Below are 19,799 nucleotides of genomic sequence, written 5' to 3' on the forward strand. Positions count from 1 at the left end.
TCCAGTGAAAGATCCGGAATCCCACAAGGAGGAAGCATTGTCGTTGTTCAAGCGTTTCGCGGCCGTTCTCGCCACGGCTGCGGCAGTCTCAACCGCAGGCGCGCTTATCGCCACACCGGCCGGCGCCAGTTCTCAACAGCCCAAGGTGCTGGGGGCCTGCGCGGAACTGACGACGCAAGGGCCCGGCTGGGCGACGTTGCGCAACGACTGCGGAGTCGCGATCGAGGGCTCGGTCAGCTTGAGCAGCGGGAACAGTCCCGCGTGTGTGCCGATAGCGGCACATGGCACCAACACCGTCACCTGGAAGGGTGGAGGACGGGCCGAGTACGCCTTCGACTGCGTCTAGCTCGCTCGTCACGCTGAGTATCTTCCCGCTCCACCTCATCTCGCTGTAAGACGCTGGTGACCGCCTCACGCTCCTTGGTGCCGATACCGGAAACGGATCGCACCACACAAGATCCACCAGCGGCGCATCGACGACCGGCCGCAGGACTTTCCGCATGTGAACAAGGCGCGCACCACCCGCCCGCTTCGAGCGGCCTACCGAAGGGTGAAGCGGTTACGAAGCGCCCTGAACGCGACCCGGGCGGACCGCGTGCTCAGAAGGCCTACCGTGAGTCCCACGCAGGCCACAGCCACGGCCACGAACAACCAGGGATTCTTGGTTTCCAGCACCTGGAGCAGCGCAAGGGCGATCCCGGCCGGAACGGTGACGAGAGTGAACACGACCGCGGCGCTGTTGACGTGTCGGCTCTCGTCATCGCGGGCGAGCCGGTTGAAGTCGCTGATCTCGGTGAGTACCTGGTCGTAGCGTTCGGGAAGGGCGTGCTGACGCTGGTAGGCGATCAGGAGGCGGTTCGGGGTTCCATGGGGGGTCAGGTGCTGGGCCCACAGCCGGTGTCGGAAGGAGCTGACCTCCTGCTCGAGTTCGGCCATCGTCGTCGAAGCTGAGGAGTCGAGAGCGCTGGCCATGCGGTCCTCCAGTTGGGTCAAGCCCTGCTTCTGGAGCACGCCGAGAAGAACTGCGTCGAGGTAAATCGAGCGCAAATACAGCTCGGCGTAACCGAAGAACGAGTCGTCTCGCCCTCTATCAGGACGAGTTCCTACCACTCCCATCCCGTCGCGCAGAACCACGGCGTGCCAGTCGCTGGACAGCCGTATGACGTCGCTGTCCGCCGGTTCGAGGTTCTTGGGATCCGGTGGATAGTCGGTGATGTCGCTGCGGGAGGCCAGGGCCCATAGCCACTGCTGTGAAGGTGGCCAGCGCCAATAGCGGGGTTGCCGGTACAGGCGAGGCAGACCCTGCTTGGACGACGTCACGAAGGAGACCGTGAAGGGGCGGCCCGGTTGGATCGTGGCTTGGCCGTCGACGAGTTCCAGCGGGTTGTAGTTCAGTGTCCCGGCATTCATCCGACCAGCCAGCGAGCGCAACAAGGAGATCGGCATGCCTCGTCTGTGTCGTAGGTGGATGGCCACGAGTCCGCAGGCGTCCGGCTCGTCAGCGGGCCGGAGGGCTTCCATGCCGGTGACCTCGATATCGCCGATGACATGCGGCGAAGCGTCGTGCCAGCGTGTCGGACGACTTGGGTCGCCGTACAGCACCCGAGCCGCCTTGGCGCTGAAGTACTCGCTGCGGGCCTCGGTCGTGGAGCGGACCTGGCCGTGTTCGAGCACCAGAGGACCCTTCTCCCACGTGGGAGTGGCAGGGAAGCGAGCTTCGTAGACGACGATGAGGGCCTGCCGAGCGAGCCGGGTCACCGGTAATAGTCCTCGACGTCCGGGAGGTCCAGGCGGATGACGTAGCAGGCGCGTTCTGGGTCATCCGCATCGATGAGGAACCGCACCCGTTCACCGGTCCTGATCGTGCGGAATCCCTCCGTCACTATGTCGGCGTACATGAAGGAGTGGTGGACGTTGGTGTCCGCGTCGCGAACGATGTAGGTCCCCTGACGTCCACCACGGCCACTGCCGAGGGGCATACGGTCCACGATGTATCCGAAGCGTTGCTCGCCGGTCATCACAGCTCCTCAACGCATCGGAATCCCACCGCGTTACTGCAACCGCGTCGGCGGAACAACCCCTTGGATGATGTTTGAAGCGCCCGGTAGGGGTTGTCATAGGAGCCTCCGCAGATAACCACCTCGTTCAGTTCGTCCAGCACGGTGCCGCTGATTTCCCAGACGTTCCCAGCCATCTCTCGGACGCCGAACGGGGAGACGTTGCCTGGATGCGCGTCCACCGGGCCGGGCATGGCGTGGCTCAAACCTCCCCGATCCAGTTCCGAGCGCCACGCCTCATACGTGATCAAAGGCCGGCCGCTCCAAGAGTCCGCGCTGTTGACGATGCTCAGGTCGAGGTCGTCACCCCAGGGGAACAATCGCCCGTCACTTCCTCGGGCTGCCGCCTCCCATTCCAGGGACGTGGGCAGGCGCTTGCCCTCGAAACGGGCGAAGGCATAGGCGCTCCAGTAGTTGACGCACACCGCCGGATGGTTCTCGTACGCCGGATTGGTGAAGTAGTCCTGGAGCCGCAGCCGTTCCTGCCACGGCTCATGAGAGGACTGAACTGGTTTCGCCGGATGATCCCACTCCTGAGACCCTTGCGCGCGGACCGCCTCCAAGAAACGGTTGTAGCGCGCGACCGTGACGGGGAAGCGATCGAAACGGACCGGCCGCTCAACGCGCTTGAGCATCAGATGGTGGCTCGGCCCGACCAAGTAGACACCCGCGGGCAAGACGCAGTCGTCGGTGGACGCCGGTCCGTCAGCTCGACGGTAGAGGAATTCACGGACCTGCTCGGTCAGGCGCGGGCCCGCGTCGAAAAGGGCGTCGCGGGCATCCGGCTCGCGTAGGTGCTCGGCTGCCAGCAACTCCTGGTAGGCACAATGTGCGAAGGTGACCGCGGACGGTCCGGCAACCCGGAATAGAGGCCGGAGCCGGAAGGAGTCATAGGCAAGCCGACCGTCCTCGAACAGCTCGATCCCCAGCTCATTGACGAGATCGACGAAGCTGAACACCGTACGGCCGCGGAGAAACGCCGCCCCGAAGTACGAGATCACCGACGGGAGCAGTTTGGACGGCGTGACTTCGATGATGCGCTGCCAGGCCAACTCGGACAAGCGAGGAAGGCCCGACTCCCGGCCCAGGTCGAGAGCCTCCGCCAAGCGTTTCTCCAGGGGTGTTGCCCCACTGGCGACATCATGCAGGCGCAATGCGGAGAAGCGCGGCACGAGCAGGGGGTTCACGCCTTGGGCATGGAGTTGCTGGACCAGCTTCTCCGACACCAGGGCTGTGCCGTCCAGCAGGCGCCTGACCTGCGGAGAGTCTTCCAAGAACGAAACGCGGGAGCTGGTGACCACCGCGGATTCGGCCGACAACACTTGCGCTATCTCGGTGAACAGCTCAAGGAAGCCGGCCTGGGTGGTGGACGGCACGGCCTCGTCGACGCCGTCCAGCGCGCAGAGCACAGATCCGGCGCGGGCAAAGTAGTTGAACACGTCGAACACGTGCGTGCTCTCCACCGCCATGTACGGAGTGAGCGAGCGCGTGACGAACTCGCGGAACGGCTCCTCCGGCCGTTTAAGGCTCATGTCGAAATAGAACCGGTAGCGGCGCCTGCTCGCCGTAGCCGATCGTGCGACCAACTGTTTGAGCAACGTCGTCTTCCCGCTGCCTGATCTGCCGACGATCAACAGGTTGCCGCCCGAGGCCGCCACCTCGTCCAGAAGTTGATCGGCCGCGCCGATCCGGGTCACCTGCTGTTCGCCCGTACTCTCATCGGTCGTCAGCAGATCGCCGGAGATGGCCAGCCGCCCAGCGTCAAGAAGCTCCGGGTACGAACCGACGACGTCGCTCAGGTGCCGGTCCAGGTCGACGAACGCGTCCATGAAACGGTCGTAGGTGAGCACCCTGTAGTCGTCCCCAAAAGGACTCGAAGCACGGGTGTCGCCGTCCTCTTCCAAGATGAGGAAACGGGTGAGCTTGGGGAGTTGGGTCTGAAGGAGCTCGCCGTTGGTGGCGTTCAGGACCTGGATCACATCGTCGACACTCTTGCTCAGCAGCAGTTCGACGTACTCACTGCGTAGCCCTCGCTCGCGGAAGAAGAGCTGGTAGACCGTGTTTCGGGACAGCTCGAACCGCTTGACCGGCTGGAACCCGAGCGTCACGTACAGGCCGGCCAGGAACTCCGCCTTGACCGCCACGTCAGGGGCCAGTTTGGGAACGTCTCCGCTCAGGATGCCGCTGCCGGTACTGCTGAACCACGCCAGCACATCCAGCAGGCGGCGGACCGCCGCAAGCCCGTCCTCGTCGGCGATCTCGTACCCGTCGTGAGCGGAACGATTCCGCAGCCGCTGGATGTCGCGAAGGGCATCGATGACGTTCGCGCTGCGGATGTGCGGCTGCGCGCCTTTGATCAGATCGTTCAGAGCCTTGCCGCCGGGGTCGCCAGGGATGTTGTGGTGCCGCCACAGCTGCTTGAGTATCCGCTCCGTGATTTTGCCTACCAGGGCGATTGCGTTCTCCGGGTAACCGTCGCCGAGGGACTTGATCGGGCGCTCGAAGTCCAGGCCGAGATAGCGGGCGACCCGGGAGTGGTCATCAAGCTCGTTCCTGAGCTGGAACAGGCGACCGTCAAGCTCGATGCTCACGCTTTCACCCCGAGTACGAAGGCAAACCGATCCGGAAACCGTACTTCAGGACCAGGATGCTGGCGGCGAATCTCGGAGATTCCCGCTTCGAGTTCGGCGTCGTCGAAGCTCGCCAGCAGCGACATATACCGATTGCGAACCATTTTCGTGTAGCGCTCGATGGTGAATATGAGCGGGAATTCGTCGTAAGTCAATTCTGTCTGCAGGCCCGCGCGGTTCATGGCGGCGGCGATGCTGTCCGGGGAGGGTTGCCGCTCCCGGAAGAGATCGAGGGCGGCGGGGAACAGCGGATAGTCGATGGTGCTCGGCAGCATTGCCACGAGGATCCGCCCGCCGCGCGGTAAGAGGCGGGACAAGCCCACGAGCACCTGTGCCGGATCGCCCACGTGGTGGAGCACTTCCTTCATGAGGATGGCATCGTAGCCATCGTCTGGAAGTCGTACCCGGCCTGCTGCGAGGTCCTCAGCCGAGGCAACCAGCGGGATCAAACGATCGTCTGCCGGCAGTTGCTCCAGCATCGTGGCTAAGGGGTCAGCGCAGACCGCAACGGCTGCGTGTTCAACCAGGCCGCGAGCGTAGAGACCTGTGCCACTCCCGACATCCAGGAGGCGAGACTTTCCAGGCGTCAAACTGAGGCGCTTGATGAGGTTTTCGGTCATCCATGAGACGAATTCCGGACTGTAATTCCAGTTCTCGTCATATCTAACCGCAAGGCGTTCATAGTGGGTGCGAGCAGCATCGCCTTCCACGAGCCATCCCCCCGAAGATGAGGCACTGGGCATGCCCAAGCATCTGACGCACGGTAATGCCCGTCAAGGAGGAAACGATCGTCCAGCACGACCAATACAACAGGTCCCACCCTCAATGCCATTAAGATAACGACCTTGCTGGTAGCTTCGCTTGGTGATCTTGCTGGGCAGTGCAGACGGTTCGGGCCGGTTAACCGTGCCTGGGAACGCCCACTTACAGTTAGCGCCGTGGCGCTTGAGCTGGATCGCCCGCACGGCATGAGGAGGGCAGGATCGGGCCGCGCGCTGGCTCCAAGGGCTCGTCCGATGAGGGCTCCAACAGCCGGAAGCCCAGCCCCACTGGCCGTAGCAGGTGCGGCAGACATGCCTGGACGCCAGCAGCGTACGAGATGTCGTACTCCCCCGGATCGATGGACCAATCCATGGTCGGCGGGCCCTCGGCGAACATGGTCGCTTCCAAGAAATCGTTCCAGCAGCCATAAGAGCTGAACACGACGAGCTCGTCGGGAACGTCCAGGTCCAGGACGACGTACCGTGCGTACTCCTCCGGGTCATTCAGGCTGAGAAGCAGTTCCGCCGTTACGTAGCAGGCTGATCTGACTCTTCGGGGGCGGCGGGCCGTAAGTCGTTCCAGCGGTAGGCGCAGTTCTCGGGCGGTACACCCTCGAACGTGTGCAGGGGATCGACTTCCAGGTCACACAACCGCTGGCCTTGGGATAGCGCGTGGTAGGCCAGAGCCTTGTTCAGCGCGCTCAGCGCATCGGCCGCTTCCCACGACCCAGGTGTAGGGCATCTATCCGTCGAATCGTTCCGTACCGCGATGGTCACCGTGAAGGGTTTCGTTTCGGAAGGCACGACGCCGCCTGCGGGCGCGGCTCTCACCCGGCATCACCCAGGAGGATCTGGGTAAAGGTGTCTTTGGCGACGGCGGTCAACACCCAGGCAGTTTCGTGGACGGTCCCGTTCTCACGGTCCGTACGCCGGATGAACCCCTGACCGGCGGCGGAGCACAGCTCGTAGACGGTGTGACGGCATTCGCAGGTATGGAGGACAATGCGGATGCGCTGTGTTCGGTTCGTACCAGGTCAGCTTGGTGTGGCCGGGGTTGAGCGACTGGGTGTGCAGTCCGTGGTAGTCGGGGATTTCGCCGCGCTCGGTCACCAGGTCCCCCCTCGAAAGATCTCGACGAGATTCCTGAGGACGAAGCCGACGCGAGCCAGGACCAGTCCGTGAACGTGTTCGCCGCCGGACGGCAGCCGGTAGCCGTGCCTTTCCAGTACGGCCTGGACCTCGGCCGCCAGCAGGGGCGTGAATCGTAGGTCTGTGGTTGAGTTGCCCATCAATCAGATCTCCCGTGCCGATCACGGACGGCACGTTTTACTCAGTCATGGATAAGGGCACTTTCGCCAGTGCACCAAGCGACGCCGAATCATCTGATCATCAGATACCCAGGGACCAAGGTCTTCGTACACCAGCACGCCGTCGTGGAAGACGTCATCAAGGACGCCAAGAACCGTCGTCTGCGCGCCTTCTTCTTCCATTCCTTCGGAGCCAGCCAAGCCTGGTGCCTGGCAATGACACTCCTCGCCGACCTGCTGGCCTGGCTTCGCCTCCTCGCGCTGGGCTGCCACGCTCAGTTCCGCACAGCTGCCCCGGCCACGCTGAGGCAACGCCTGCTGAAGGTCCCCGCCCAGCTGGTGCGACGCGCTCGCAAACGCCTCACTGGCTACCCCGGTGCCACCGACCTGACTCTGGCCTGGAGTAAAGTCCGCGCACTCAGCACGGCCGCTTCCCCTCCCCGACCAGTACCTTCGCCGTTCCGACGACGCGAAAGACCCCGGCCGGTCGACCCGCTTGGGGACGCCAAGGTCATACTCGGCACACTTCGCCGGGCTTTCGACAATCCCCCAGACCCTGGCACACCAACTCCAGCAAGATCAATTATCTATCGGATTCCCGCATTCAAGATCATGAAGGATTGATGCCCAACCCCGAGGACCCCACAATCCGCACCTTGACTTCTCGCTCCTCATGTGATCCCTATTTCGTCTTCAATCAGATTGATGCGCTCGAAGTACTGCGAAAGTTCCGGCAAATGAAATGTGACATGTCACACTGTATAGATTTTACGTGCGCAGAGGCGTCGGCGACTGGGGCAACTAAAAGTCGACCTGAAGAATTAGCATCCCTGGCCCTCTGCGGTGCCGAAGAGGTGGGCGTCCTCGTATCGGGCCGACCATAATACTAATTCTAGCCTCCTCCCGTTTCTAAAAGTAGTGCGAAGGCATTAGCGGCACTGTACTGTTGGCCCTCCTGCAGTAAATGCGACTCTTCGCCCTCTGGCGGGCTTATGCGATCAACGGGAAGGGCATCGGCGCTCCTCGGTCGATCACCTGCATCTATGGCGGACAGTAATCGATGAGGGTCCGGAACTGGAGTGTCGATGAACGAGCTAGATCGCAAACTATGTCGCCGGACAACCTATGTCGATGACTCCGGCAACAGCCGGGATTTCATGCTCTTCTCCGGCTTGGATTTCGACAACCGATTCCTCCCTGAGGCGCGCGCATACTGGGTTCACTTTCGAGAGGAGCTTGCTGGCGAAGGTATCCTCGCTGCACATGTTCCGCTCCATGCCGTCGATCTCATCGGAGGGCGCGGAAGACATATCCACTCCTATGGCGAACACGGCCTAAGTCGGACACGGCACCGACAGTACTTGCGGGATGTCGTTCGGCGCGGGCTTCAAGTCGTTGCCGATATGCCCGGAATCAGAATCCGTATCGCATATAGGAACGCTTTATTGGGCAAAAGGGACAGGCCTGAGCTCTACCTGGCAATGCTCACAGATATGAATCGTGATCTTGCTGAGCGTAGCGAGATGGCGAGGATCATCATCGATGGCAATGGGACTGACCCGTCGTTTCGGCGGGCACACCGGCGCCTTCCGGCGGCGAACCGCAGCATCAACGGAGACCCCATATTTCTTCCGGCGAAGCGGTGCGACCTGCTGCAAGCCGCTGATCTAGTCGCTTACGCCGCTTTCCAAAGCCTCGCCGCAGCCCCGAACCGCTCATTCATGTGGGACTGGCTCAAACAAACGTTCCCACAGATGCACGGCCCTCTGGCCCTCTAAGAAGGGTTGGGCCCGACCTCACGGTCGGGCCCAACCGGGCAGGACCTGGGCCGACCAAAACCGATCCAGGACCGCACTCTCAGTCTTTCACATCCCTGACGAAACGTGGAGAGAGTTATGGCGACGGCCGATGTCGGCAAGCCGATCGAGATCACATGGAGGCGCGAGAAACTAATCGTGTCCTCCCTACTGCAGGACCTGCCCGCAGCACCGAGCCTCGACGACCATGTGCAGATGCTTAAAGCAGCCGTCGGACACAGGCTTGCCTCGCTCCCAGAGCAGTCATGGGAGGCGGTGGCGCAGGCCTGCGTACGCCCGGATCTCGTGGCGCTCCAGCTGGAGCAGGCCAAGGGCGCCGGCCTGCTGTTGGAGGAACACGTGGACGGCGCGACGCTGCGATCGGTACATTCGCGCGTCTGGATGACCGAGCTCTTCCCAGGTATCCAACCGCGGACCGGCCAGGAGGCTCTTGATGTCCCCGACCCGCAGGTCTTCGGGGTCACCAAGGATGGCAAGCCGCAGGCAATCAGCCGATACCGTTACCGAGATCTCGCGCATTTCCAGCAGCACATGTGGCAGACGATCTCCGCCACGCTGCACCTCAACTCTTATGAGGAGTCGATTGTCTCGCGCCGGGTCACCCGGGCACTAATTGCGCATCCTGTGGTGGTCGAGTTCGAGGATGGCACAGACTCTCTCAATGTCATCGCCACACGGGATGGGATCACCAGGCTCGCCAGCGCCTGGAAGGTGCTCGCAGGGCCGTCCGCAAGCCCGAGTGACGCAGCGGATCTCGCGGTGGAGGTCCTTTTCGCCAAAGCGAACTTGCGGACGGGCGCATCGCTTCCAGACCAGATGACCAGTGGTAGAGCTGCCTACCGTGACCGACTCCGTGAGGAGTACCACCAGGAGTCAGTAGGCGAGGGGCTCTCCCTTAGGAAGGTCCAGATCGCCCAGACGTATCTGATGCCCGCCCACCTAACAGTCGGAGTCGAAGCCCACGTTAGTGGGGCGCTCCCCCCCGAGGATGTGTTCGACGACGCAGTGCGTTCGATCCTCGCTTCGATCCACGTCGAGTTCAAGCCGTGGGATGACTCAGCCCAGAACCTCGAAGTCGTCACTCGTGCGCTCAAGCTCTTCGCGCAGACCCGTCATTCCGCTCTCGGGGACCAGGAGCAACTGCGGGATGTGTACTCCCTCGCGATCGGCCGTACGAAGGAGGCCGCAACACCGCGTGTCTATGGGAACGAGAGCATCCCGGGAACCCCGATCTGGCGGGCGATCTGCCTGTTGCACACCCTGACCCGTCCAGAGTTCCACGAGCAGTTGAAGGCCAGAGCGAAGGAGATCAAAAATGAGCGCCGCATGTCCACCAAGGGATACGCGAGCCTGCTCGGCCCTGTCATTGACTATCCATGGAGGGCCGCAAAGAGCTCAGCGACGAAACCCGCGCGCAACGCGTGGAGCAACGGCGGGGTGCTCTGCGAAGATGTCCTGTCCGACGGTTGGGTTCCGGTGCCGACGACGGACTTCCTTCGTCTGGTCGAACGGGCGCTTGCTGGTGATCTGAATGCACGCTGCACCCTGGCGGTGGCGGGGGGCGTCGCGTTGATCGCAGACAAGCTACTCACCCGAAACGTCGGTTCAGCCGTCGCCGTCACGCCGGCTCCGGGGAAGGTCCCGTTCCGTGCGGATGTGTCGACCGTCATCGGCGGGCTGGCGCGTGAGGGCAACGAACTGGGCTTGTGGACACTGGCTCATGCGGCACAGCGTTTCCGACACGATCTGCTTCCCCGCAACTCAAGCTCCATGCGGCAGCTGGGGCTGCGCGGCACGGCCGCTGAGGATGACGCCTACGTCCACGTGGCTGTCGACCTTACGGCGCCTGACCGGATCCGCCGGGAGAACGGACGGGAGGTCGCCCTCACGACCTGGGACGTCGTTTTCGCCTCCGACCCGGAACGCGCTCGCAGGTTGATCTGCCCAGTCGCTCCGCCGCAAGAGACTTTCTCCCCTGGCCACGACGGCACCGGTGACGAGGCGGAGACTGGCGCCGCTGCGGCACCGGGTTCTCTCCAGATGGAGATGTCTGCGGGGCAGCTAATCGTGGCGGAGCGCAAGCGCCTGCTCGAATGGTTGAGCGGTGCGAGGCGTTCGTTGGAGACTCTTGAAGAGCTGGGCGGTAGGGTGTCGTTCCCTCCGCTGCTCGGCTCGCCGGAGGAGTGGCTGGATCTCCAGCAGAGCGCCTTCGAGGTGCTCGAGTTCATCCAACGCAATCGGTTTGGCGAGCCGGAGGATGACGAGGAAGGGCAGGATTAACTTCACTGACCACAGCGGGCCTGCGAACAGGTGAACGGTGATGGAGTGCGAGCCGTGATAAGGCCGCCCGTGACCATCAGATGTCCTGGCCGGTGGCGATGTGCGAGATGCGCTCCTTTGCGGCCGCGGTGGTGCCCGCCAAGCCTCGGCCGACCCCGGCGATCGGGATCGATGAGATCCGCCGGGGCGCCCACTGGGAACAAGATCCGGCCACTGGCAAGTACCGGCCCCTCGCCGATCGATGGCATGTCGGCTTTACCGATCTTTCGGGCGATCAAGCGTCGCTCGGCCAGGTGGAAGGGAGCGTGGCGACGGTGGTCGCGGCCTGGGTTGACCGCCTAGCCCGCCGCATGGAGGAACGCCGACAGCTACATAACTAGGAGCACATCCTTGGGGGACAGTGTAGGAGGCCTTCGTGGCCGTTACCTGGCTCTGACGTGTGCAAATGCCATTTATCCGGCAATAGCCGCGCGGCGGAACAAATCTGCGGGCATATCCTCATCGAGCTGCCAGGTGATGCCCATCGGCCGCTCGCCGCGGTGTTCTACGTAGCGGACCATGCCGTGGAAGACGAAGGCCTCGGGGTGGCCGAGCTCGTTCTCCTTACGCTCGCGGGTGAACAGCAGCACGTGGCTGCCCTCCGCCACGTGGTTCTGGTAGCGGCGACCAGTGACCGAGGCAGCGCTGGTCCGGTTCTGAGACTCCCAGTGGAACAGGCTCGAGGTCAGCGCGTAGTCGCGGTACATCGTCTGCGGTGAGAATTCCTTCTCGTTCTTCTGCAAGGTGACGAATAGCGCGTCGCACTGGGCCGTGGGGCTCCAGGCAACCCCTTCGCGCATGGTGGAGGGCACCTGGCCACCCAGCGAGGCCCAGCCGATCGCGGCGAGCACCTCGTCGGTGGAGTAGCGGGCGTTAACCGCCAGCGGCACGCCATCGAGCTCCACGGGCTTGGCCACATACCGCGGCCGGTCGATGCCATAGGCGAGCACCTGCCTGATCTCATCGGACAGCGCCGCCTCGCCGCGCAGTCGGTCCAGCGCCTCGTCATAAGAGGCGAACCCGCCCCCATCACGCCAAAACGAGAAGAACAGCATCCGAGCGAATGCCTGATCAGCCGGGGACAGCGACGCGTAGCGGGGGCCATCTGGCTGCAGCAGCCGAGTGTAGGCTTCGCCGCGGGTCCGGTCGTCCACGTGCAGCAACGCGCGGACGCGTCGCCCCAGTTCCTCCTCCAGTTCCGAGCCTTCCCTGGGCAACAATTCGGTTCGGCGCAGCAGCGAGGTCCAATAGCGACGATTGCGGTACAGGTCGCTGATGTCGCGCCCGCTGTCCTCCAGATATCTGATGAGCGACAGCTCCGCGAGAGAGCGGATTTCCTTCGACAGCGTGTTTACCGTCGCCCCGAGCTGAACCTTGAGATCGGCCAGCAGCCGCTCCTTGGTCACTCGATCCAGCACGATCTGGCTCCCCGATGGCAGCAGCGGGAAGTCGTCCTTAGCCTGCTTGTCTAGTCGCCCTCTGGAGAACCCGGTCAGTGCCTGGAACCGGTTGGCAAACCGGTACTCCTTACGGTGCTGCCCGACAAAGTCGAGCACAGTCAGCACGTCCTTCTCCGGCGTACGGCGAAGCCCGCGCCCAAGCTGCTGCAGAAAGATCGTGGCGCTCTCGGTGGGCCGCAGCATGAGCAGGGTGTCGACGTCGGGCACGTCCAGGCCCTCATTGAACAGGTCCACCGCGAACAGGAACCTGATCTCCCCATCCGCGAGCGCTCGAAGTGCAGCCTTCCGAGTGCCGTCCTCCGTCGATCCATCCACCGCCCGCGAAGGCAGTCCGTGCTGAGTGAAGAACTCGGCCATGTAGTGCGCATGCCGCACCGAAACACAGAAGCCCAGCCCGCGCATAGCCTCCAAGTTGCTCACCTTGTCGCGCACCGCGTTGAACACCAGCCGGGCACGGGCGTCGTCGCCGGTGAAGACGTTGTCGAGATCGGAGACGTCGTAGGAGCCGCGCGACCACTTCACCCCGGACAGGTCGGTCCCGTCGTTGATCCCGAAGTAGTGGAACGGGCATAGCAGATCGGCATCCAGCGCATCCCACAGCCGCAGCTCGGAGGCGATACGCCGGTCGAAGAACTCATCCTGCACCCATGTGCCATCGGACCGCTCCGGCGTCGCGGTCAGGCCGAGCAGCTCTTTCGGCTTGAGATGGTTGATGATCTGCCGATAGGTCGGCGCGGCGGCGTGGTGGAACTCGTCGATCACCACGACATCGAAGTGCTCGGGACCGAATTCCAGAATCCGGCGGGTGAGCGACTGCACGCTGGCGAACACATGTCGCCAGTGCCGCGACTTCTCCTCCCCCACATGCAGCTCACCGAAGTCCGGTACGGCCAGCACCTGCCGATACGTGCGCATGGCCTGAGCCAGGATCTCCCGCCGATGCGCTACGAATAGCAACGACGGCTGCCGGCCCAGCCGCTGCTGCAGGTTGCGGTAGTCGAATGCGGCTACCACGGTCTTGCCCGTGCCGGTCGCGGCAACCAGCAGGTTGCGGTGCCGGTCGTGGATGGTGCGCTCCCGGTCGAGGTCGGCCAGCATCTCTCGCTGGTGGTCGAAGGGATGCGGTACCAGCTCGGGGATGTCGAACAACTGCTTGCCCGCCTGCGAGCGGGCCAGCGCCTCATCTAGGCGATCGGCATCGGTCGCCGGGTCGTATGGCTCGAACTGGGACCGGTTCCAGTAGGAGTCGAATGTCGCCTCGAACTTGTCCAGCAGCCGCGCGGTGGTCACCGACGACAATCGAACGTTCCACTCCAGCCCGTCCAGCAGCGCCGCGCGGGAAAGGTTGGAGCTGCCGATATAGGCGGTGTCGAAGCCGGTGTGGCGGCGCAACAGCCATGCCTTGGCGTGCAGTCGGGTGGAGTTGCGCTCGTAACTGATCTTCACCTCGGCGCCGAAATCGTTGACCAGCCGGTCCAGCGCCCGCCGTTCGGTCGCGCCCATGTAGGTCGTCGTGATCACCCGCAGCGGCACATCCCGGCGCCGCAGCTCGGCCAGCGGCTTCTCCAGAATGCGTAGTCCCGACCACTTCACGAACGCGCACAGCAGATCCACTCGGTCGGCGCTCGCCAGCTCGGCCGCCAGTTCGTGCGCCAGGTTCGGGTCCTCGCGGGCGTTGGTCAGCAGAGCCGCTTCCGACAACGAAGTCAGCGGCCGACGCGGAGTGGCCGCTCCCAGGACGTCCTTCACGATCGACAGGAGCTGGTTCGGGCCCTCCGCGATCGTCTCCGGTTCGGTGAGCTGCGCCAGCAGCTGGTTGGCCAGTTCTACCTGCTGGTCAGGGTGGCCCTTCAGCTCAGCGAAGGCCCGCGCTGCCGTTTCGCCGACGAAACGGCCCAGCAGATGGGCAACCTCTTCGCCGTCGATCTTCGATACCTCGACCAGGTGGCCGGCTTGCTGCCAGGCGTTGATCTTCGCGTCGAGCGTGCCGGTGAGCACGGAGTCGTAGAGACCCGGGATCGGAGCTTCGGTCATGTCATGCCCTCAGAGACATAGGAAGATCACATATCTAGCTGATGCCGTCCAGGATGGCAAGGGGGCACCAGGCGTCCTCGTCCGCAATGGCGGGCATGACCTGGAAGCCGCCGACCGATTCCATATACGTAGCTGTGCCGGCATTGTCGACCAAATTAGCCGATTCGGTTGGCCGCGGTTCGCCCCCTGCTCCAGCTTTCAACGACCATCTGGTAGCACTGACTCTCGCGCGATCCAGTGCCGCTGTCGTACTCACCATCGTTGGAAGCTTGGTCAAAGCTGCCGAGCGCCAGTGAGCGCCTCCTCTCCTGATGTACCAGCCCGTCTGCCGTCGCCTTATCCACAGGGGACGCCGGACAGGGCCACCGCTACATATCAGTTGGAGCGCCCCGGCGAACAAACGATCTGGTAACGATTGCCATGGCCTGCTCAGATCATTCCGTTTTGCCCTTAAATTTTCCGCTGCTCCCCTATGCTCCAACCTATGACGTCGGCTAAAGTCACCCGCGAAGATTTCCTCCAGGCGATCGAGCTATACAGGAACATCGGGCATCAGAAGTTCCCCGCTAAATACAAGCTCAGGAAAGCGCAGCACCTCTTCCTCATTCACGAGGGTGCCTGCTTCGGCTCCAAGGCGATCTTGAAAGCTGCCCGCCCAAGCGCTGCAGAGAAGGCGCGTGGTTTCTCGGGGACCGAAGCTGCGGCGTCACAGCTTCGCAGGTTGGGCTTCGATGTGGTCGATGTGCGTGATCCCACAGGTGGCGAGATTGTGCACTCTCTGTTGGATGAGAGTCTGCAGCCTGGCGAGATCAAGACGCGACCAGAACTAGCAAAGATCTTCGGGGGAGGATTGCGAGGTGGAATCATGCCATCAATAGGCACACCCACGGTGCTGATCTACTCCGATCCAAAGATTGGAGAGGAACTCGGTTACGTCGACGGATGGGTTCCTGATGACGAAAACGGCTTGTTGTTCGAGTACACCGGGCATGGACTCAATGATCAGACGTTCGCGGGCGGAGGAAACAAGGCCATCCGAGATCACGTGACCCAGGGGCGAGCCTTACGTATATTCAAGGCTGTTGGGAAAGTGCCCAATTCAGCCACGGTTCTCCATCGCTATGTGGGCCGGTTTAAGCTCGATGAGCAGAGTCCAATCGACGTGCGGTGGAGAGCCAATAAGGCCAAGGTTATGCGCAAGGTCATTGTATTCCGGCTTCGGCCGACTGGCCCATTCGAGCGCCTGGACGTAGACTGCATCCCGCCGACTGAAAAAACTCAGGCCATACTCGTCCCTGCGGACGTTACTACGAGCTCGATTATCAACCCGGAGAAAAACACGAAGAAGCAGGGATCCCGTTCTGCTGTTCCTGAACTCGAGTTCCAGCGCCGTGAAGCCGAACTAGATGCAGAGTTCCGCAAGTTCATGCAGGCCCACGGTCACGAGCTAATGCGGTTCGAACTTAAGGTGAGGGGCCTCGCGGCGCCAATGCTGACCGACTTATACGACACCACAGCCCACGTCCTGTACGAGCTCAAGGGCAACATAGGGCGCAACGCAGTACGCATGGCGATTGGCCAGCTCATGGACTACCGGCGCTACGTAAATCCGCCCGCCCCTGCCCTAGCAATTCTCCTCCCAGAGGAACCGCATGACGACATCAAAGCACTCCTAAACGATCTAGGTATAGCTCTGGTCTATAGCGCCGATGGCACGTTTATCGGCGTTCCCGGCTTAGGGCGCGAGACGCCTCAGCTCGCAAAATAAGGCGACTGACAGCACAAAGTCGCGCTGATCATTCCGCTGACCACTCCATAGAATCCGCCACAAAGCTACCCATGCCCCGGACGGTGAATATAAGACCTCGCCCTCTGAGGATCACGGTTGCTTTCCGCGCCGTCTCCCGTGCGACTCCGAACTCCTGCACGAGCCGCACTTCATAAATGGGATGCTTATGCGGATACTCCCCAGACCGGATACGCCGTTCCAGCTCAGTCGCTATTTGTGCCGACTTGGGGCTTGTGGGATCAAACTGCCACTCGTCCGTCATGCCCAGAACTATAGAGATCCCCTATTGGGCGCTGACGTCCCCCTCTGTCCGTGGGCAAGGGTCAACAAGGGTAGACATGTCTTCGAATAGTTCTTAGGCTGGCTGCAAACACGTCCAGCGGCGGCCAGAGCAAGGTCGCTTGCAACGCAACCGCTCTATATGAGGCGGGCCCACTACGGCGTCGACACCGCCAAGCGGGCCCTTGATCGGATACCGGAGGTCCGACCCATGGGCAACTCAACCACAGACAGACGATTCACACCCCTAGTGGCAGCCGACATCCAGGCCGTCCTGGAAAAGCACGGCTACCGGCTGCCGTCCGGCGGTGGACACGTCCACACGCTGGTCCTGGCTCGCGTCGACGTCGTCCTCAGGAACCTTGTCGAGACGTTCGAGGGGAGGACTCGGTGAGCGAGCGCGGAGAGATCCCCGACTTCCACGGACTGCACCCCCAGCCACGCAAGCCCGACCACATCAAGCTCTCCTGGTACGAACCCGCACACCGGACACAGCGCATCCGCGTGGTCCTCCACACCTGCGAATGCCGCCACACCGTCTACGAACTGTGCGCCACAGCCGGCCAGAGCTTCATCCGCCGCACAGACCGCGAGAAGGGAACGGTCCACGAGACCGCCTGGGCGCTGACCGCCGACGCCAGAGACACCTTCAACCGGATTCTCCTGGGTGAGGCCCAGTGAAAAGCGGCGCCCGCGGACGTCTGCGTGTCCCCAGGCGTCCGCAGGCGCCGTCCGAAACGAGACCCTTTACGGTGACCATCGCCGGGACGGAACGATTCGATGGAGAGGCGCCCTACACCTGGGTCGTGGAGGCAGCCGACCTGCGAAGCGCCGTGAACAAAGCCCTCGCCTACCATGCGCTCTCCCAAGACCAGCACTTGTGCGACCTGGAAGTCGATCTCCTGCACACGTTCGAAGGCGTGCCGCCCGAGAACTGCGCATACCACTGGAACGACATTAGGTGCAGCTCCTTCTGAGGGAGCGGCCGAGCTGGGGGTTCGTGGTGCGGCCCTGGTTGTGTGCGGCAGCATGTCCGCCCGTCTGAGGCAGGGCGGTGGTGACGATGGGCTCGTTGCTGGAGGAGTTGGCGTGGCGGGAGGCTGCGGCTCGGCGTCGGATCGAGGGGCTACGGCAGCAGATCAGCGAGTTGACCGAGCGGCTGGAGGTCGAGGAGGAACGGTGGCCTCGTTTGGTGGTCACGCGCGAGACGGTTGAGGAGATCCTTGGTGAGGCCGCCTCGCTCCGGCCACCTCGGCGGCGACCCGAGGCTGCCTCCTTATGCACCCGTCGGCGACGCGCGTGCTGGGATATCCTGGCCAGGCTGCCGTTGCGGTGCCATCCCTCTCAAGAAGAGGTGACGTGAGGTATTCACGACGTAAGAAGTCTCCCCCTCGCAGGCCGCAGAAAGGCCGGGCAACCGTGCGGGGAAAGGGATTCTGGGCTGCGGTGATAACGGCGGTGACCGCCGTCATCGTCGGTGTGGCCACAGGTCTGGGCACCTCTGCCGGCCAGAAATTCCTCGGGCTGGGTGAGAACAAACCGCCCGCCCCCATCGGCCCGCCGATCAAAATCACCAAGGTCACCCTGGTGCCGCGGGACACCGACCAGACCTGGGTCTTTCCCGATCCGCTGAGCGAGCAGGCGCTCGACAAGATCAATGGCGAGTACGCGGCGTTCAAGGATCACGACGAGATCCTGCGTTCAAGCGGAGCCGTCGAGACCGGTGTGTCCACGGTGGAGGTGGAGGTGGAGGGAAACCGCGCCAAGGACGTACGAATCACTGACATCGCCGTCGTCCCGCGATGCCAGACGCCATTACGCGGCGCGCTCTTCTACTTGCCGCCGCAAGGAGAGGCCGAGACCGTTCAGATCGGCTACGACCTCGACAGAAGGCCCTTGATCGGGCAATATCCGAAAAAGGACGAGACCGATCCGTATCCGCAACTCACGGGCAACTACTTCGCCGACCAGAAATACATCCTCAAGCTGGCCGAGCAGGCGACGTTCCGGCTCTCCGCGGTGACCCGCGGCCAGTACTGCGAGTACCACTTCGACCTGAAATACATCGCGGACGGGAAACCCGACTCCCTGCTCATCAACAACAATGGCAAGGATTTCCGCGTGTCGGCGCTGATCGAGAAAGACCGCACACTCGACTGTTCCGCCTACGGGCAGCGATACTCGCCTGGAGATCCGGGATGGAAAAGCATGGACACCTCGTCATGCGCCGACTGATCGCCGCGGTGCTCGCTGTCACGACGATCGCCTCGTGCGCGGCGGACAAGCCTGCCGCCAAATCCACGGCCGCGCCTCCTCGGGACTTCCGGGTGACACTTCTGCACGACGAGGTCTACCACGGTGTGGCGCTGAGTGCGGGCGCCGAACGCGCCGTCATCAGTTCCGTGAACCTAGAGGCCAGGCCGCCGCGCGGTTCCGTGGCAGTCTGGGATCTGAGTGACCCGATGAGTCCGCGTTCCTCCCCGCTGATCCCCGACCGGGGAGGCACGGACGTCGAGGTGGCTCTGAGCGGGGACGGCAAGCACGCCGCCACCTTCACTATCCGGGGGCAGTTGACCCTCTGGGATCTCACCGACCTCGCGAAGCCCTCCTCGCGAACACTCACCGACAAAGGATTGCGGGACTTCGCACTCAACCATGATGGTCGTTACGCCATGTCCAGTGGCGACGCGGGCGTTCACTTCTGGGATCTCACCGACCCTGACAGACCACGGAAGCGCCAGCTTCTGGCTCGCGGCACATACGATGACAGCACCTACGCGGTGGCGCTGAGCGGCGATGCCAGGCGCGCCTTGGTCAGCCCCATCCTGAAATACAACGAGGGTGAAGTGACCCTCTGGAATCTGTCCGACCCCACGCACCCGGAGGCGTACGTGTTGCTACGCAACGTCGACTATTACGCCGCCAACTCCGTCGCGCTCAGCGGTGACGGCAATCATGCGCTGATCGGTTTCCACCGCTGGACGACGTACGAAGACCTCATCACCTACTGGGACCTGCGTACGTGGGACAAGAGCGAGCTGAGACCGATGACCGGCTGGAAGATCATCCCAGAGGGCATGGAAAGCGCCTGGCATTGGCGGGTCTCGCTGGACCAGGACGGGAAACATGCGCTCATCGCCAAGAGCTCCTACGTGCCGGGGCCCGAAGGACCCCCCTACACCAACAAGAGCACTGTGCGGTTCTGGGCACTCGACAGCCTGAGTAGCTTCGGCAGGTTCAAGCTCACCCCTTGAGCGTATTCCTCGCGGTTGAGGACGTCGGTAGCCTCACATCCGGCTTCATCATCCGTCATTGGAGGGGTCTTACAGGCGGCAGAACCCGAAGC

18 protein-coding genes are annotated in these 19,799 nt (G+C 62.9%); 10 read left to right on the forward strand and 8 right to left on the reverse strand.

The genetic code is table 11. The annotated features are described in order from the left end of the window. Window positions 1-4: 4 nt before the first annotated feature. Window positions 5-346: a hypothetical protein gene (locus ACFOY2_RS15275; RefSeq protein ID WP_379528649.1), complete on the forward strand. Its 342-nt coding sequence runs from the start codon at window positions 5-7 to the stop codon at window positions 344-346. A gap of 194 nt (window positions 347-540) precedes the next feature. Here the strand turns inward: ACFOY2_RS15275 and ACFOY2_RS15280 are convergent, their stop codons facing one another. The 5 genes from ACFOY2_RS15280 to ACFOY2_RS15300 form a co-directional block, all read right to left on the reverse strand. Next, window positions 541-1,758, reverse strand: coding sequence for a hypothetical protein (locus ACFOY2_RS15280; RefSeq protein WP_379528650.1), 1,218 nt, complete (start codon window positions 1,756-1,758; stop codon window positions 541-543). Further along, window positions 1,755-2,018: a hypothetical protein gene (locus tag ACFOY2_RS15285; protein ID WP_379528651.1), complete on the reverse strand. Its 264-nt coding sequence runs from the start codon at window positions 2,016-2,018 to the stop codon at window positions 1,755-1,757. Before ACFOY2_RS15285 ends, ACFOY2_RS15280 begins: the two co-directional genes overlap by 4 nt. Next, on the reverse strand, window positions 2,018-4,648 hold the full coding sequence (locus ACFOY2_RS15290; RefSeq protein ID WP_379528652.1) for an SUMF1/EgtB/PvdO family nonheme iron enzyme: 2,631 nt from the start codon (window positions 4,646-4,648) through the stop codon (window positions 2,018-2,020). The genes ACFOY2_RS15285 and ACFOY2_RS15290 overlap by 1 nt, the downstream gene beginning before the upstream one ends. After that, on the reverse strand, window positions 4,645-5,397 hold the full coding sequence (locus ACFOY2_RS15295; protein ID WP_379528653.1) for a class I SAM-dependent methyltransferase: 753 nt from the start codon (window positions 5,395-5,397) through the stop codon (window positions 4,645-4,647). Before ACFOY2_RS15295 ends, ACFOY2_RS15290 begins: the two co-directional genes overlap by 4 nt. A 1,157-nt stretch (window positions 5,398-6,554) precedes the next feature. After that, window positions 6,555-6,737, reverse strand: a complete 183-nt coding sequence (locus ACFOY2_RS15300; protein WP_379528654.1) for a hypothetical protein — start codon at window positions 6,735-6,737, stop codon at window positions 6,555-6,557. 144 nt (window positions 6,738-6,881) lie between these two features. Between ACFOY2_RS15300 and ACFOY2_RS15305 the strand changes: the two genes are divergently transcribed. The 4 genes from ACFOY2_RS15305 to ACFOY2_RS15320 all read left to right on the forward strand — a co-directional run bounded on the left by ACFOY2_RS15305 (window position 6,882) and on the right by ACFOY2_RS15320 (window position 11,232). Beyond that, on the forward strand, window positions 6,882-7,379 hold the full coding sequence (locus ACFOY2_RS15305) for a hypothetical protein (RefSeq protein WP_379528655.1): 498 nt from the start codon (window positions 6,882-6,884) through the stop codon (window positions 7,377-7,379). A 461-nt stretch (window positions 7,380-7,840) separates the two neighbouring features. Further along, complete coding sequence (locus ACFOY2_RS15310) at window positions 7,841-8,533, forward strand: DUF3800 domain-containing protein (RefSeq protein ID WP_379528656.1); 693 nt, start codon at window positions 7,841-7,843, stop codon at window positions 8,531-8,533. A gap of 117 nt (window positions 8,534-8,650) precedes the next feature. After that, window positions 8,651-10,852: a hypothetical protein gene (locus ACFOY2_RS15315; protein WP_379528657.1), complete on the forward strand. Its 2,202-nt coding sequence runs from the start codon at window positions 8,651-8,653 to the stop codon at window positions 10,850-10,852. Window positions 10,853-10,932: 80 nt separating this feature from the next. Beyond that, window positions 10,933-11,232: a hypothetical protein gene (locus ACFOY2_RS15320; RefSeq protein WP_379528658.1), complete on the forward strand. Its 300-nt coding sequence runs from the start codon at window positions 10,933-10,935 to the stop codon at window positions 11,230-11,232. A gap of 72 nt (window positions 11,233-11,304) precedes the next feature. Here the strand turns inward: ACFOY2_RS15320 and ACFOY2_RS15325 are convergent, their stop codons facing one another. Then, window positions 11,305-14,385, reverse strand: a complete 3,081-nt coding sequence (locus ACFOY2_RS15325) for a DEAD/DEAH box helicase (RefSeq protein WP_379528659.1) — start codon at window positions 14,383-14,385, stop codon at window positions 11,305-11,307. Between the two features lie 484 nt (window positions 14,386-14,869). On the opposite strand from ACFOY2_RS15325, the gene ACFOY2_RS15330 reads away from it, so the two are divergent. Beyond that, window positions 14,870-16,153, forward strand: a complete 1,284-nt coding sequence (locus ACFOY2_RS15330) for a hypothetical protein (RefSeq protein ID WP_379528660.1) — start codon at window positions 14,870-14,872, stop codon at window positions 16,151-16,153. A gap of 28 nt (window positions 16,154-16,181) precedes the next feature. Here ACFOY2_RS15330 and ACFOY2_RS15335 read toward each other — a convergent pair whose 3' ends face one another. Then, window positions 16,182-16,436, reverse strand: coding sequence for a GntR family transcriptional regulator (locus ACFOY2_RS15335; protein WP_379528661.1), 255 nt, complete (start codon window positions 16,434-16,436; stop codon window positions 16,182-16,184). A gap of 267 nt (window positions 16,437-16,703) precedes the next feature. Here ACFOY2_RS15335 and ACFOY2_RS15340 point away from each other — a divergent pair, with 267 nt between their 5' ends. Further along, window positions 16,704-16,847 (forward strand): hypothetical protein, encoded by a 144-nt coding sequence (locus ACFOY2_RS15340; RefSeq protein WP_379528662.1) that lies wholly within the window; start codon window positions 16,704-16,706, stop codon window positions 16,845-16,847. Next, window positions 16,844-17,134, forward strand: a complete 291-nt coding sequence (locus ACFOY2_RS15345; RefSeq protein ID WP_379528663.1) for a hypothetical protein — start codon at window positions 16,844-16,846, stop codon at window positions 17,132-17,134. Before ACFOY2_RS15340 ends, ACFOY2_RS15345 begins: the two co-directional genes overlap by 4 nt. A 276-nt stretch (window positions 17,135-17,410) precedes the next feature. Here the strand turns inward: ACFOY2_RS15345 and ACFOY2_RS15350 are convergent, their stop codons facing one another. Further along, window positions 17,411-17,653 (reverse strand): hypothetical protein, encoded by a 243-nt coding sequence (locus ACFOY2_RS15350; protein ID WP_379528664.1) that lies wholly within the window; start codon window positions 17,651-17,653, stop codon window positions 17,411-17,413. 258 nt (window positions 17,654-17,911) lie between these two features. On the opposite strand from ACFOY2_RS15350, the gene ACFOY2_RS15355 reads away from it, so the two are divergent. Both ACFOY2_RS15355 and ACFOY2_RS15360 read left to right on the forward strand, forming a co-directional pair. Continuing rightward, entirely contained in the window at window positions 17,912-18,688 is a 777-nt protein-coding gene (locus tag ACFOY2_RS15355) for a hypothetical protein (RefSeq protein WP_379528665.1), read from the forward strand. Next, window positions 18,676-19,707 carry a hypothetical protein gene (locus tag ACFOY2_RS15360; protein ID WP_379528666.1) on the forward strand — a complete coding sequence of 344 codons (1,032 nt, stop codon included), beginning with the start codon at window positions 18,676-18,678 and terminating at the stop codon, window positions 19,705-19,707. Before ACFOY2_RS15355 ends, ACFOY2_RS15360 begins: the two co-directional genes overlap by 13 nt. Window positions 19,708-19,799 lie beyond the last annotated feature (92 nt).

This window comes from Nonomuraea purpurea, from assembly GCF_042650645.1.
GTDB classification, from domain to species: domain Bacteria; phylum Actinomycetota; class Actinomycetes; order Streptosporangiales; family Streptosporangiaceae; genus Nonomuraea; species Nonomuraea purpurea.